The organism is Candidatus Hydrogenedentota bacterium, assembly GCA_012730045.1.
In the GTDB taxonomy this organism is placed as follows: domain Bacteria; phylum Hydrogenedentota; class Hydrogenedentia; order Hydrogenedentales; family CAITNO01; genus JAAYBR01.
On the sequence record JAAYBR010000041.1, the window covers coordinates 1 to 15,087 of the forward strand.

General features: G+C 68.7%; 9 protein-coding genes and 1 other annotated feature. Of the genes, 6 read left to right on the top strand and 3 right to left on the bottom strand.

Annotated features, from left to right (window positions below; genetic code table 11):
- Positions 1 to 500: 500 nt before the first annotated feature.
- From GXY15_03855 to GXY15_03865, 3 genes are all read right to left on the bottom strand, one after another.
- Positions 501 to 1,745, bottom strand: coding sequence for a Gfo/Idh/MocA family oxidoreductase (locus tag GXY15_03855; protein ID NLV40346.1), 1,245 nt, complete (start codon positions 1,743 to 1,745; stop codon positions 501 to 503).
- Between the two features lie 469 nt (positions 1,746 to 2,214).
- A complete protein-coding gene (locus tag GXY15_03860) occupies positions 2,215 to 3,627 on the bottom strand; it encodes an MATE family efflux transporter (GenBank protein NLV40347.1) in 1,413 nt (470 codons plus the stop codon).
- 199 nt (positions 3,628 to 3,826) lie between these two features.
- Positions 3,827 to 4,684, bottom strand: a complete 858-nt coding sequence (locus GXY15_03865) for an SPFH/Band 7/PHB domain protein (protein ID NLV40348.1) — start codon at positions 4,682 to 4,684, stop codon at positions 3,827 to 3,829.
- A gap of 223 nt (positions 4,685 to 4,907) precedes the next feature.
- Here GXY15_03865 and topA point away from each other — a divergent pair, with 223 nt between their 5' ends.
- The 6 genes from topA to GXY15_03895 all read left to right on the top strand — a co-directional run bounded on the left by topA (position 4,908) and on the right by GXY15_03895 (position 15,081).
- The gene (topA, locus tag GXY15_03870) at positions 4,908 to 7,730 is read left to right on the top strand and encodes a type I DNA topoisomerase (GenBank protein ID NLV40349.1); all 2,823 of its coding nucleotides are present in this window, start codon (positions 4,908 to 4,910) and stop codon (positions 7,728 to 7,730) included.
- Between the two features lie 36 nt (positions 7,731 to 7,766).
- Positions 7,767 to 8,765: a GDP-mannose 4,6-dehydratase gene (gmd, locus tag GXY15_03875; GenBank protein ID NLV40350.1), complete on the top strand. Its 999-nt coding sequence runs from the start codon at positions 7,767 to 7,769 to the stop codon at positions 8,763 to 8,765.
- Positions 8,762 to 9,706, top strand: a complete 945-nt coding sequence (locus GXY15_03880; GenBank protein NLV40351.1) for an NAD-dependent epimerase/dehydratase family protein — start codon at positions 8,762 to 8,764, stop codon at positions 9,704 to 9,706. Before gmd ends, GXY15_03880 begins: the two co-directional genes overlap by 4 nt.
- Positions 8,944 to 9,000: a sequence feature (possible 16S ribosomal RNA but 16S or 23S rRNA prediction is too short), on the bottom strand. Its footprint overlaps the gene before it by 57 nt.
- A gap of 274 nt (positions 9,707 to 9,980) precedes the next feature.
- Positions 9,981 to 10,427, top strand: a complete 447-nt coding sequence (gene tnpA / locus GXY15_03885; GenBank protein NLV40352.1) for an IS200/IS605 family transposase — start codon at positions 9,981 to 9,983, stop codon at positions 10,425 to 10,427.
- Positions 10,428 to 10,820: 393 nt separating this feature from the next.
- Positions 10,821 to 13,910: a hypothetical protein gene (locus GXY15_03890; protein ID NLV40353.1), complete on the top strand. Its 3,090-nt coding sequence runs from the start codon at positions 10,821 to 10,823 to the stop codon at positions 13,908 to 13,910.
- 28 nt (positions 13,911 to 13,938) lie between these two features.
- Positions 13,939 to 15,081: a response regulator gene (locus tag GXY15_03895; protein ID NLV40354.1), complete on the top strand. Its 1,143-nt coding sequence runs from the start codon at positions 13,939 to 13,941 to the stop codon at positions 15,079 to 15,081.
- Positions 15,082 to 15,087: the final 6 nt, after the last annotated feature.

Genomic DNA, 15,087 nt, shown 5'->3' on the forward strand with positions numbered 1-15,087 from the left:
CCCGGCGGCCTAGTCTTCGGGCTCACGCCAGCCCGGCGGTTGGAACGGAAGACAAGGCCAGCGGGACGCTGGCGGTACGGCAGGGACAGAAGACACGGCAGGCGGGACGCCTGCGCTAGTGCGGCGGGCAGGCGGGGGCTGTTCCGTGGCGCCGCCGTCCCGGCGGCCTTGTCTTCGGGCGCACGGCGGACCGGCGGCCGGGAAGCGCTTCCACGGCGCAGACACCCGGCCTTCCCGTCATTCCCGCGCACGCGGGAATCCATCCTGGGTCGGCGGGTGACGCCACGCGCCAAGGCATGAGCCCCCGCTTTCGCGGGGGTGACGGGGGTGTGGGTGACCGGCGTGACGCTTGCGCTGCGGCAGGGCGGAAGACAGGGCCAGCGAGACGCTGGCGGTACGGCAGGGACAGAAGACACGGCAGGCGGGACGCCTGCGCTACGGTAGGCAGAAGACAGGGCCAGCGGGACGCTGTCGGTACGGGGGCGGGCAGGCGGTGTCGGTCAGCCCACGGTGTAGGGGGCGCGCTGGGGACGGTCCACGTGCTTGTTGGCCTCCTCGTCGTCGAAGCGCTCGGCGACGGGGTCCCATTTGAGCGGGCGGCCGACCCAGCGGGCGATGTTGCCGAGGTGGCAGACGGTGGTGGAGCGGTGGCCAATCTCCACATCGGTGACGGGGAGTTCGCGGGAGCGGATGCAGGCCTCCCAGTGGCCCAGGTGGTCCTCGCGGCCGTTGGCCTTGCCGGCGATGTCCCCGGCGAGCTGTTTGCCGAGTTCGGGGGGATCGGTGCGGAAGATGCCCCGGTCAATCTCGAGGGTGCCGCCCTCGCAGATGAATTTGCCGCCGCCGTCGCGGCCCTGGCCGTCGAGATGGACAACGACGCCGCTGGCGTAGCGCATGTGCACGGGGTCGGTCAGGCCCTTGCCGTCGGCCCACACCTCGACGGGGCCGGAGGCGTCCATGCCGAGGGCCCACTGGATCTGGTCGAGGCCGTGGGCGCCCCAGCCGGTCATCTCGCCGCCGGAGAAGGGGGTGAAGGAAATCCAGCCGAGTGGCCGCCCCTGGGCGTCCTTGCGGCCGTTGGCGCGCGGCAGGAAAAGGTCCTCATGGTAGGGGAGCACGGGGGCCTGGCCGCTCCAACGGTCCCAGTCGAGCCCCTCGGGCAGGGGCTGCTCCGGCAGGTCGCAGGCCCACGGGCTGGGGTAGTTGGCGGCGTGCACCTCGCGCACGGCGCCGAGCTTCCCCTCGCGGATGAGCGCGCAGGCGACCCGGTTGGGTTCCATGGACCGCTGCTGGCTGCCCGTCATGACGATGCGTTTGTGCTCGCGGGCGGCGTCGGACATGAGCCGCCCCTCGCGGATGGTGAGGGTCATGGGCTTCTCGACATAGACGTCCTTGCCCGCGCGGCAGGCGTCTATGGAGGGCTGGGCGTGCCAGTGGTCCGGCGTGGCCACGACCACGGCGTCAATGCCGGGGTCGGCCAGCAGCTCGCGGTAGTCCGTGAAGACCTTCCAGCCCTTGTCACTGAACTTCTTCAGCCGGGGCTGGAAGACATCCGCCGCAGCGACGCCCTCCATGCCCTTGGAAAGTTTCAGCAGGTCCTGGCAGCGGCGCCCCACGCCGATAAAGCCGACCTGAATGCGGTCGTTGGCGCCGAACACGCGGCGGGGCAGAATGAGGGGAAACACGGAAGCGGCCAGCGCGCCGCGCAGAAACGCGCGGCGGCCCATGCGGCGGGGGTCAGACATGACATACCTCTCCTGATGGCGTCCGAAAACAGAAACACCCATCCCCGCCCCGCAGGAGCGGTGAGAAACCCTTGTGGTCCGCGAAGAAGGGACTAGTCCAGGTGGGACGCGTTCTTGCCCTTCATCGAGACGATCTCAATGACGAAGCCGAACACGCGGTCCAGAATGCCCAGCACCGCCTCGTCGTCATGCGCCTTCACCACAGTGACCCGCCGAAGATGCTTCATGGTTCTTCTCCCGTCCGGCCGGAACGGTGCCCGGTCCGGAATCATGCGTTTTCCACCCGCCCAGCGTAGCACAGCGGCGAAAAAAGGTCAAGCGCGACCCGGGGCGTTCCGCCTTCGCACCCATCGAAGACCTGAATCGCCAATTGAAGCCTGTCCCCTGCCGGGTGAGACAGCAGGAAGAGGGCGCCGCCTGGCGCGCCCGGACACGGACACGAGAACCACCGATTATCCCGCGATTCGGGTTATTCGATGGGTTCCGCGGCGACGGGCAGCTCGATGCGGAGACGGGTCCAGCGGTCGGTGCGGAAGACGGCCCAGGTGAGCAGGAGGCGGGCGGTCTGCGTGACGACCAGGGTCATCCAGACGGCCCGGGGGGTGAGCATGCCCGCCCAGGCCAGCGCCTGGCACACCCCGACGAGAATGACGATCTGCGTCATGAAGGCGATGAACATGGGCAGCTTGGTCTCGCCCGCGCCCTGGAGCCCGCCGGTCAGGGCCAGCGTGGCCGCCAGCGCGACGCCCGCAAAACTCAGGTGGTGCAGCAGGGAGACGCCGTAGCCCCGCAGGGGCTCGTCCGCGGCGTTGAACAGGTCCAGCAGGGGGCCGGGCACGATCCAGAACAGCACCCCCACGAACACGGCCCACAGCGAGCCGACAACGGCGGTGACCCCCACGGCGGCCTTGCCCCGGCCGGGGTCGCCCGCGCCGATGTTCTGTCCCATGAGCGTGCCCGACGCCGACCGCAGGCCGAAGGCGGTCCACGCGACGAGGGAGAAGAGCTGGGCGTAGCAGATGGTGTAGGCGGCCTGGGCCGCCGGGCCGTTCTCCAGCATGCCGATGTAGCGGAGAAGGAAGACTCCGCCGATGTTCAGCAGCACGCCCTGCACCCCCGTGGGCAGGCCGATGCGCGCCACCAGGACGATGATGGCGGGGTCGGGCAGCAGGCGCCACCGCCGGGGCGGCTGGATGATCATTTTTCGCCGGTGGATCAGCCAAAACCCGATGGCCATGGAAACCGCCGGCGCCAGCACGGTGCCCAGCGCCGCCCCCGTCGTGCCGAGCGCGGGGAAGGGCCCCGCCCCCGTGATCAGCACGATGCTGATGGCGACGTTGAGCAGCGTGGTCAGCACGCCCAGTTTCAGCGGCGTGGTCGGGTCGCCGGAGGCGTTGAACGCGCCCGTCAGCATGAACATGAGGAAAAGCGGCGCGCCGCAGGCAAACAGGATGCGCAGGTAGGGCAGCGCGTGGACCCGGACCGACGGCCCGGCCTCCACAAAATCCAGCAGCCGGGGCGCGGCGAGCCACCCCAGCGGCGCCACCACGAAGAACAGCACGAACACGGCGCACAGCAGGGACGAATGGAAAACCTCGCTCAGCGTTTCGCGGTCCTCGCGGCCCGCGTAGCGCGCGATCAGCACGTTGGTCCCGTGGAAAATCGAGGCCACGGACACCACCACCACCAGAAACACCTGCCACGCCACGCCGATGGCCGCGTTCGCCGCGTTGTCCGCCGACGCCACGAACCGCCCCACCAGCACATGGTCCACCACCCCGTGCGCCCCGTTCACGAGGTTCAGCAGCACCAGCGGCCAGGCAAGCTTCCACACCGAGCGCAGAAGACTTCCCGACACGATTTCCTTGTCAAACGATTTCATGGGCGGGGCGTGGTCTCCGGCTCTGGGGGTGTCCGGTAGTATAGACCACGCGCGCCCCGCCGCGGAGTCAGCGGGCGCGCGGCAGGGGATTTCACCACGGAGTCACGGGGGGCACGGAGAGAAGGAGGCGCAAGCGCCCGGTTAAGGGGGGGCGGCGCTTCCCGGCGGTCGGCCCAATGGGCGGCTGTCCATTCGGGGGCTAGTCTTCCTTCGCCGGGGATACGGCGGTGTCTTCCCGGTCCGTGTGCGTGGAGACGGGGAGGTCGCCGAGGATGAGCTGCGGGGAGATGCCGCGTTCGGTGACGATGATCTTGGCGTTGTTCTTGAGGGACGCCTCGGTCACTTCCAGGCGTTTGAGGTCCTTGGCGTTGCCCACGAAGTACCGCTCCGCCGCCTCGTTTACGAGCTGAATGGCCCGGGCCTTGCCCTCGGCCACGCGGATTTCGGCCTCGCGGCGGCCCTCGGCAATCTGAATGGCCGCCAGCTTCTCCTGTTCGGCCGCCTCAAACTTGCCGGTGGCCAGCAGCTTCATGGCGCGCCGCTCCTGTTCGGCGGTCTTCTGCTTGTGCATGGCCTTCTTGATGTCCTCGGGCGGGTCAATCAGGCGGATTTCGACCTTGCAGACCTTGAGCCCCCAGTCGGCCACCATCTGGTCGAGCACGGTTTGCAGGTTGCTGGAGATCCGCTCCCGCGCCGTGAGGCTGTCATCGAGGGTGAGCTGGCCGAACTCCTGGCGGAGATTCGTCTTGGCCAGCTCGATGACCGCCAGGGTCCAGTCGTCAATGCTGTAGAAGGTCTTTTTGATGTTTTCCGCATCCAGCCCCGGGCGCACCCAGATCAGCCCGTCCACCTGGATTTCCACGTTGTCCTTCGTGATGACGGCCTGCGGCTCGATGTCCATGGTGTGCTCGCGGACATCACGGATGCGGGTCACATTGAGCAGGGGCCACTGAAGGTGAAATCCCGGCTCGACGAAGCGGCTGTACTTGCCGAGAAACTCGACGATCCCGCGCTCGTACTGCCTGACGATGTACACGGGGGAAATGATGATCCGCATGACGCTTCCCTTCCCTTTGCGGTGCGGGGCGGCGGCGCGGAGGATGCGGCGGTCCGGCCCGCCGCCCTCATTGGGTGCCCCCCCGGGTTCAAGTTGCCCTTTCGCGCCGGGGTCGGGACGTTTCCGCCCTCCCGCCCGGCGTCTGCGAAACAGGATAGGACAGGCCCCGGAGGTATGTCAAACATCCCCCCACCCCCCTTCCTGCGGGGTGTCGAGGGGAGGAATGTTACTTCGGGGAAATCGTACCGGGGTTGCATTCGGGGTTCGAATTGTGGTGGAGTTCCGGGTTTGGGGTCCGTTTGCGCCGGGTTGGCGGGGTTTGTCCCCCCCGTCCGGGCATCGGTTTTTTGGGAAACCTGCAAGGAACTGTCCCTTGAAACTTGTGATTGTGGAGTCGCCCGCGAAGGCAAAGACGATCGGCAAATTCCTCGGCCGCGACTACCGCGTTGTGGCCAGTTACGGCCATGTGCGCGACCTGCCGCAGTCGGCCGACGAGATTCCGGCGGCCCTGCGGCAGAAGCCGTGGGCGCGGCTGGGGGTGGACGTGGACAACGGGTTTGCCCCGTGCTATGTGGTGCAGAAGGACAGCAAGAAGCACCTTTCGGAGCTGAAGAAGCTCTGCGGGGAGGCCGACGCGGTGATTCTGGCCACGGACGAGGACCGCGAGGGAGAGTCCATCAGCTGGCACCTGCTGGAGGAGCTTAAGCCCAAGGTGCCGGTGAGCCGCATCGCCTTCCATGAGATCACGAAATCGGCCATAGACCAGGCCATGGCGTCCCCCCGGAGCATGAACGACCAGCTGGTGCGCGCGCAGGAGACGCGGCGGATTCTGGACCGCCTCTTCGGCTACGAGCTGTCGCCGGTGCTGTGGAAAAAGGTCCGGACCCGCCTGAGCGCGGGCCGGGTGCAGAGCGTGGCGGTGCGGCTGGTGGTCGAGCGCGAGGAGGAGCGGCGCGCCTTCCACCGGACGGAGTACTGGGATGTGCAGGCGGCGCTGTCCGCCGGGGGCAAGGCCTTCACGGCCACCCTCACGGCCCTCGACGGCCAGCGGATCGCCCAGGGCAAGGATTTCGACGCGGCCACGGGCGCGCTGAAGGAGCGGCTGGACGACAAGGTGGCCTGGCTGGACGCGGACGGCGCGGCGGCGGTGGCCCGGGCGCTCCAGGCGCGCACGCCGTGGCGCGTGGCGGCGGTGGAGCAGAAGGAGGCGGTGCAGCGGCCCCTGCCGCCCTACACGACCTCGAGCCTCCAGCAGGCGGCCTCGTCGGTGTGCGGGTTCAGCCCGCGCCAGACCATGCAGATCGCCCAGCGGCTGTACGAGGGCGTGGACCTCGGCAGCGGCGAGCGCGAGGGTCTCATCACCTACATGAGAACGGACTCCGTGGTCCTGAGCGAAAAGGCGCTCCAGGAGGCCGGCGAGGTCATCTCCCGCCTGTACGGCCCGGAATACCACCACCGCCAGCAGTACACGACCAAGTCCAAAATGGCGCAGGAGGCCCACGAGGCCATCCGCCCCACCCACCTCGGCAAGACACCGGAAGCCGTGGCCCCCTTCCTCAAGCCCGAGGAGCTGAAGCTTTACCGGCTCGTCTGGAACCGCACCATCGCCTCGCAGATGGCCCCCGCAAAACTGTTCAAGACGGCGGTGGACTTCCACGCGGAGGCGGACAACGGGCGCCCGGCGGTCCTGCGGGCCAACGGGTCCGTGGTGACCTTTCCCGGGTTCCTGCGGCTGCTGGAGGGAATGCAGAAGGAGACCGAGCTGCCCCCCCTGAAAGAGGGCATGACCGTGGGCCCGGGGGGCGACATCGCCCTGGACGGCGTGACCCCGGAACAGCACAACACCCAGCCCCCGGCGCGCTTCACCGAGGCGTCGCTGGTGAAGCGGCTGGAGGAGGAGGGCATCGGCCGCCCCTCGACCTACGCGCCGACCATCTCCACGATCCAGGCGCGGGAATATGTCGAGCGGGTGGACAAGGTGCTGGCCCCCACCTATCTGGGCATCGCCGTGACCCTGCTGCTGCGCCGGCATTTCGGCGAGTATGTGGATGTCGGCTTTACGGCCCGCATGGAGGACGTGCTGGACAGCATCGCCGAGGGCGGGCTGGACTGGCAGGCCTTCCTCCATGACTTTTATTTCGGCGACAAGCACGACTACGGCCAGGGGCTCAAGCCCCAGATCGCCGAGAAGCTTCCGGAAATCGAGTTTCCCGCCATTCCCGTGGGCGACACCCCGGACGGCGAGCCGCTGGTCGTGCGCCTCGGCAAGGGCGAGCCCTTCCTCCAGCGGGGCCCCGGCGGCGAGGGCAATTTCGCCACCATCCCGCGCGGGCTCTACTATGACGAGCTGACGGTGGAGCGCGCCCTGGAGGTGCTGGAGACCAAGGCGAAGACCGGCGAGGGGCTGGGCGCCGACCCGGCCACCGGCCTGACGGTCTACGCGTTCGAGGGGAGATTCGGCCCCTATGTCCAGCTGGGCTTCGCCAGGGAGGGCAAGGAAAAGGTGAAGCGCGCCTCGCTGCCCAAGGGCACGGACGTCGGCATGGTCACCCTGGAGACGGCGCTGAAATACCTGTCCCTGCCGCGCACCCTGGGGGCGCACCCCGAAAAGGGCAAACCGGTCATGGCCTCCATCGGCCCCTACGGCCCCTACGTCGGCTGCGACGGCGAGTTCCGCAGTCTGCCCAAGAACGACTCCGAGGCGGTGTTCAAAGTGGACCTCGCCGGGGCGCTCGCCCTGCTGAGCCAGCCCAAGGGCGTGCGCGTGAAGCAGGTGCTCCGGACCCTGGGCGTGATGCCCGGCACGGACACCCCGGTCGAGCTGTACGAGGGGCGCTACGGCCCCTATGTGACCAACGGCGACGTGAACGCCACCCTGCCCAAGGACACGACCCCGGAGGCCGTGACGCTGGAGCGGGCCCTGGAGCTGATCGCCGAGGCGGAAAAGAAGCCCCGGAAACCCGCCCGCAGGAAAGCCGCGCCGAAGAAGACCGCCGCAAAGAAGACCGCCGCAAAGGGCGGCGCCCGCCGGAAGAAGACGGAATAGTCCCCCGCCAACGCGCGCGGGGACGGGAGAACGCGCATGGCTGAAACGCGCCGCGCCCTGATCACGGGCATCACGGGGCAGGACGGGTCCTACCTCGCCGAGCTGCTTCTGGAACAGGGGTACGAGGTGTTCGGCGTGGTCCGCCGCGCGAGCACGGAGACCTTCGGGCGCATCCTGCACATTAAAGACCGGGTGACGCTGCTCCAGGCCGACCTGACGGACCAGGTGTCCATGGTGGACGTGCTCTCCCAGACCCGGCCGCGCGAGGTGTACAACCTGGCGGCCCAGTCTTTTGTGCCCACGTCGTGGAAGCAGCCCATCCTCACGGGCGACGTGACCGCCCTCGGCGTCACGCGCATGCTGGAAGCCGTCCGCGTGGTGGACCCGTCCATCCGCTTCTACCAGGCGTCGTCCAGCGAGATGTTCGGCCACGTGCGCGAGACGCCCCAGACCGAGCTCACCCCCTTCTACCCGCGCAGCCCCTACGGCGTGGCCAAGGTCTACGGACACTGGATCACCGTGAACTACCGCGAGAGCTACGGCATGTTCGCCGTGTCCGGCATCCTCTTCAACCACGAGTCCCCCCGGCGCGGGCTGGAGTTTGTCACCCGCAAGGTGACCAACGGCGTCGCCCGCATTAAACAGGGGCTGGATTCGGAGCTGCGCCTGGGCAACCTGGAGGCCCGCCGCGACTGGGGCTTCGCGGGGGACTACGTCCGCGCCATGTGGCTCATGCTCCAGCAGGACGCGCCGGACGACTATGTCATTTCCAGCGGCGAGACCCACACGGTCCGCGAAATGTGCGAGATCGCCTTCGCGCGCGTCGGGCTGGACTGGGAGAAGTTCGTCCAAGAGGATCCGACCTTCTTCCGGCCCGCCGAAGTGCACCTGCTGCTCGGCGACGCGGCCAAGGCGAAGAAGGCCCTGGGCTGGGAGGCGAGGGTCTCCTTCCGTGAACTGATCGAGATGATGGTGGACGCCGACATGGAGCGGGTGCGCTTCGAGATCGCGCACCCCAGGGCCCTCCTGCAATGACCGCCCCGCGCGCGCTGGTCACGGGGAGCGGGGGCTTCGTGGGACGCCGTCTGCGCGCCCTACTGGAGGCGTCGGGATGGGAGGTTGCCGGGGCCGACCTGCGCGCGCCCGGCGGCGCGGCGGACCATGTGGCCGCGGACCTGTCCACGCCGGAGGGCGTGGACGCCGCGCTCGGCTTTGCCGGGGAGGTCACCCACGTCTTTCACCTGGCCGCCGCGACCTCCGTCGCGGACAGCCTGAAACGCCCCCTGGAGCACCTGCGGATCAATGCCGGGGGGACCATCCTCCTCGCAGAGGCCCTGCGCGCGCGGCGGCCCGGGGCGCGGCTTGTGTACATAGGCAGCGCGGAGGTCTACGGCCCCCCGCAATTCCTGCCCATGACGGAGGCGCACCCCCTCGCGCCCGCCAACCCCTATGCCGTGTCCAAGGCCGCCGCAGACCAGTACTGCGCGTGGCTGGCGGCGGCGGGCGCCCTCGACGTGGTGCGCCTGCGTCCCTTCAACCACACCGGCCCCGGCCAACCCGACGTGTTTGTGCTCCCCTCCTTCGCCCGCCAGATCACCGAGGTCGCCGCGGGCCTGCGCCCGCCCGTCCTGCGCACCGGAAACCTCACGGTGCGGCGCGATTTTCTGCATGTGGACGACGTGGTCCGCGCCTACCTGGCCGCCGCCCTCCGCGGGCGGAGCGGCGAGGCCTACAACGTCTGCTCCGGCGTGTCCCGGCGGCTGGACGAGGCGCTTGACCGGATGCGCGCGCTTTCCGGCGTTTCGTTCGAAGTCGCGCCCGACCCCGCGCTCCACCGCCCCGCGGACATCCCCGAACTGCGCGGCAGCGCCGAAAAGCTCCGCACCGACACCGGATGGGAGCCCGCCATCCCCTTCGACACCCTCCTCGGCGAGCTCCTCGATCACTGGCGCAGGCGGATCGCAGAGGGGTGGTAGGTGGCGCTTCCGGCCGCTGTTTTCGGAGATTGACGCTTGGAACAGAGCAGGCGGTGGGCGATGACGCGTGATGCGGCGGATTGCCGCTCATGGCCTTTCTGTCTCGGTGATGGAGAGGGAGATTCTTGGCGCATCGACGGGTCATGACTCAAAGCATCCCGGAGGGATGCAGGATATTAGCCGGTGGTTGAGCGAAGCGATACCACCGGAAAAGGGAGCGAAAACCAACGCACCCCGGAGGGGTGCAGGACCATAGCCGCGGGGAGATACTGCCATGTCGTCCACCTATCTCAGCCTCCACTATCACTTGGTTTTCGGAACGAAGGAACGCCGTCCCTTTATTGATCCCCCTTGGGGCGCGCGTCTCAACGAATATCTCGGCGGTACTGTGAAATCCATGGGCGGCTATCCCGAACGCATCGGCGGTATGGCGGATCACGTCCACCTTCTTGTGGGTCTTAGGGCCACCCATTGCCTGTCGGATTTCGTGAGGGATTTGAAGAAGAACTCATCCCTGTGGGTACACAGGGAAATCGGCATGCGCGATTTCGCCTGGCAGGAAGGGTATGCCGCGTTTACGGTCAGCGCCACGGCGCGCAAGGGGGTGAAGACATACATATCCCGGCAGGGTGAACACCACCGGGCCAAGAGTTTCTCAGAGGAGTTGGCCGGCCTTCTGGAACAAGCCGGGATCGAATACAATCCGGATTATCTTGCGTGAATCGGGAGGGGGAAGGGTCCTGCACCCCTCCGGGGTGCCACATAAGGCGGGGAGTCCGATGTCCGGTGGTGGCGCTCCGGCATGGAGTCGGGCGCGGTCCCGGCAAGCGGCACTCATTGCGCCCGCAACTATCCTGCTTTCAAGACCGCGCAACCACCGGCTAATATCCTCCACCCCTCCGGGGTGGAAGACCTGCGGCGCCCGGGGCCTGCATGCCCAAGTTTTTCAGCATAGCCGCCTCCGCCGTTCGGTGACACGGTCATGCCGCGCCCGCAGTGGATGCGGAAACCGCCTCTTATCCGGCGACACGGGGGGAGGGACATTAACTTTCCCCGGGGGGCGCGGGCGGGTACAATAGCCCTCCGGACCGGGAACCAGCGAAAGGATTCTGCCATGCTGCTGAATTTAACCTGCCTTCTTGCGTGCGCGCTGACGGGCGCGGCAGGGGACACTTTGGACGGTGTGGCCGCCGGGCTGGAGAGGCCGGGGAGCGAATACAGCTCGGGGCCGCTGTGGGTGTGGAACGACCTGCTCACGACGGAGCAGATCGAGACCACGCTGGACGCGCTGGCGGCGTCGAACATCCGGCAGGTGTGGGTGCATCCGCGGCCCGGGCTCATGACGCCGTACCTGGACACCGACTGGTTCGCCCGGTGGGCGGACACGCTGCGGGTGGCCAAGAAACACGACATGCTCGTGTGGATTTACGACGAGAACTCGTACCCCACCTGCTTCGCGGGGGGGCTGCTGCCCGAGGCCATGCCGGAATCCCGCGCCCTGGGCCTCAAGGTGGAGGAGCGCAAGCGCGTGAAACCCTCCGACCCGTCGGTGTTTGCCGTCTACAAGAAGGCCGGTGACGGCTTCGAGATGATCGCCAAGGACGCCGCAGGCGACGGGTTCATGGACGGCGAATTCACCGTTGTCACGCTGGAGCAGGCGAAGGAGTCCCCGTGGTACGCCGGCAAGTTCCACACGGACCTCCTGCGGCCCGGCGTCACGGAGAAGTTTCTGGAGATCACGCTGGACGCCTACAAGAAGCACTTTGGCGACGAGTTTGGGAAGCGCATCCCCGGATCCTTCTACGACGAGCCGCACCTGAAGGGCGCGGGCGAGATGCACTGGACGCCGGACTTTGCGGAGCGCTTCCAGGAGGTGTGGGGCCGTGACTTCATGGCGGAGCTGCCCCTGCTCAAGGCGGACACGCCCGAGGGCCGCCGTTTCCGTCATGACTACTTCCACACCCTTAACCGCCTGTTCATCGAGCGCTGGGCGAAAAAGTACTTTGACTACTGCGAGGCGAACGGCCTGGAGGCCACGGGCCATTACTGGGAGCATGAGTGGCCGAACTGCGCCTCCGTGCCGGACAACATGGCCATGTCGTCGTGGCAGCAGCGCCCCGGCATTGACACGCTGTTCAACCAGTACAACGAGGGGCCGCACGCGCAGTTTGGCAACGTGCGCGCCGTGCTGGAGCTGGCCAGCGTGGCCAGCCAGGCGGGCCGCGCGCGCACGCTGTGCGAGCTGTACGGCGGCAGCGGCGCGGAGATGCGCTTCGAGGACTACAAGCGCATCGGCGACTGGCTCCAGGTGCTGGGGGTGAACACGCTCAACGAGCACCTGTCCCACGTCACCATGCGCGGCGCGCGCAAGCGCGACTACCCGCCCACCTTCTCCTACCACTCGCCGTGGTTTGAGGCCTACGGCACGCTCGCGGAGTACTTCTCCCGCGTGACCTGGTGCCTGACGCAGGGCGGGCAGATCAACGAGGTCCTCGTGCTGGAGCCGACGACCACCGCGTGGATGCACCACTTCGCCAACGGGGAGCGCCTGGCCGCCGTGGGCGACACCTTCCAGGCCCTGGTCACCACGCTGGCCAAGGCGCAGGCGGAGTTTGACCTGGGCAGCGAGGCCGTCATCGCCGACCGCGGCGCTGTGGAGGCCGCCGAAGACGGCGGCGCCCGGTTCCGCGTGGGCGAGCGCGCCTACGCCGTCGTGGTGGTGCCGGAGTTCATGGAGACCCTCGACGCCAAGACCGCCGAACTCCTGAAGGGTTTCCTGGAGAAGGGCGGCGTGGTGCTTTCCTGCGCCGGGCCGGACCAGCCCTCGCTGGTGGACGGCGCGGCCGACGCGCGCTGCGCGGAGCTGCGCGGCATGGCCGGATGGCGCCAGATTGCCCCGTCCGAGGCGGCCGTCCGCATCCGCGAGCTGCGCCCGCAGCCCACGGAGGTCGTTCTCGCGGCGGACAACGCCGCCACCGTCTACCACCACCGCCGCCAGCTGGCGGACGGCGAAATCGTCTTCATCGTCAACACCAGCAACAACGTTTCGGCGTCGGGCTCCGTGGTGGCGAAGGGCATGGCGGGGGTCCGCGAGGCCGTGCTCGACCAGGGGGGCGTGCGCGCCCGCCCCTTCGAGAAGACGGCGGACGGGGTTTCGGCGCCCTTCACGCTGGGCCCCTGCGGCAGCCTGATGCTCTTCCTCGACAAGACGGCGAAGGAGGCCGACCCGGCGCCCGCGCCCGTCACGGGGCGCACCGCGCTGGCGGTGTCGGACATCGCCGTGAGCCGCGCGGACGACAATGTGCTCATCCTCGACTACGTGGACGTGACGGCGGGCGGCGAAACCCTCGAGGGCGTCTACTGGAAGAAGGCCGCAGACCACATCTTCAAGAAGAACGGCCTGCGCGGAAACATCTGGGACCACTGCGTCCAGTTCCGCGACGAGCTGCTGAAGACCGAGTTCCCGGCGGACAGCGGGTTTGAGGCGACCTACCACTTCACCCTGGAGGGTCCGGCGCCGGAGCACCTCTTCGCCGTCGTGGAGCGCGCCGACCTCTACGAGATCACCTGCAACGGCCAGGCCGTAAAGCCCGCCCCGCACTACTGGTGGCTCGACCGCGCCTTCCTCGGCATCAATCTGGCGGGCGCGGCGAAGAAGGGGGACAACACCCTCACGATCAAAGCGTCGCCCATGACAGTGTTTCATGAGCTGGAAGCCGCCTACCTCGTCGGCGATTTTTCCCTGAAGGCCGCCGACAAAGGCTTCATCGTGGCGCCGGGCGCGCCGCTGGGGCTGGGCGAGTGGAGGGACCAGGGGCTTCCCTTCTTCGGCCACCGGGTGGCGTACACCGCCACGGTCACGGTGGACGACCCGAAAGCGCGCCATCTCCTGACCCTTCCCGACTGGTCGGGGGTCGTCGCGGCGGTGACGGTGAATGGCAAGCCTGCGGGCCCCGTCTACCTCCAGCCCGCGGAGCGCGAGATCACCGCCCTGCTGAACCCCGGCGTCAACACGGTCTCCGTGCTGGTGTACGGCAGCCTGCGCAACCCCCTCGGCCCGCACCTGGGCAACAAGGACGCCGGCCTGACCCACCCCGGGTCGTGGAACAACGCGCCCGAGTCGCCCCAGCCCGCGGGCTCCGAGTACGCCTTTGTTGGATACGGCCTGAGGGCCCCGTTCACCGTGGAACGGCTGGCCCCCTGACCCCCTGACACGCGGCAAGGAGCGGTCCATGGACGGGACGGTCCGGGTGCTCGTGGTGGACGCGGACGCGGGTGTGCGGCGCCTGGCCGCCGACGCGCTCCGGGGCCGCGCCATGCCCCTGCCCGGCGGCGGCGACGCCGTCCTCGAGGTGGAGGAGGCGGCCTCGTCCTGCCGTTGCTGCGCCCGCATCGCCGCGTTTGCGCCCGACATCCTGATTCTGGACAACGAGCTCACCTGCGCCGCCGGGGCGGACCTCATGGCGCAGGCCCGCGAGGGCCGGTCGGAGCTGGCGGTCATCATGACCGAGGCGGCCCCCTCCTACGCCTGCGCCGTGGATGTGGCGCGGCGGGGCGCCGTGGACTTCCTGCCCAAGCCCTTCCCGCCGGAGGTCCTGCGGGGCGCGGTGGCGCACGCCCTGCGCTTTCTGGAGGACACCCGCCGGGAACGTCTGCACGCCCTGGAGAAGCGCCGCATCCGCTTCGAGTTCGTCTCCGTGCTCGCCCATGAGCTGAAGGCCCCCCTCGCCGCCGCGGAAAGCGCGCTGCAGATTCTCGACGCAAAGACGCTGGGCGAGGCGCTGCCCCCCTACGCCCCCCTCGTCGCGCGGGCGCTGGTCCGGCTGGAGGCCGCGCGCCGGCTCGTGGGCGGCCTGCTCGACCTCACCCGCGTGGAGTCCGGGGAGCGCCCGCGCAGCCTGGAGTTTCTTGATCTGGCCCAGTCGGCCCGGACGGTGCTGGAGGAGGAGGCGCCCGCAGCGCGTGCGCGCGCCGTCACCCTGTCCCTGGCCGCGCCGGACCGGCTCATGGTCCGCGCCGACCGCTGGGAGATCGAGTGCATCCTCCAGAATCTCCTCTCCAACGCCGTCAAGTACAACCGGGACGGGGGCGCCGCGGCGCTGCGCCTGTGGCAGGACGGGGAGCATGTCTTTGTTGAGGCGCGCGACACGGGCATCGGCATGACCCCCGCGGAGATCGCGGGCCTGTTCCGCGAGTTTGGCCGGGTGCGCAAGCGCGAGACGGAGCACATCCCCGGCACCGGGCTCGGTCTGGCGCTGGTGCGCAAGCTCGCCGCCCTCTACGACGGCGGCGTGGAGGTGGAGAGCGCTCCCGGCGAGGGCAGCGTGTTCACCGTCCGCCTGCGCCGCTGCCGGGGGGCCGGACTGGAAGACTGACCGCCC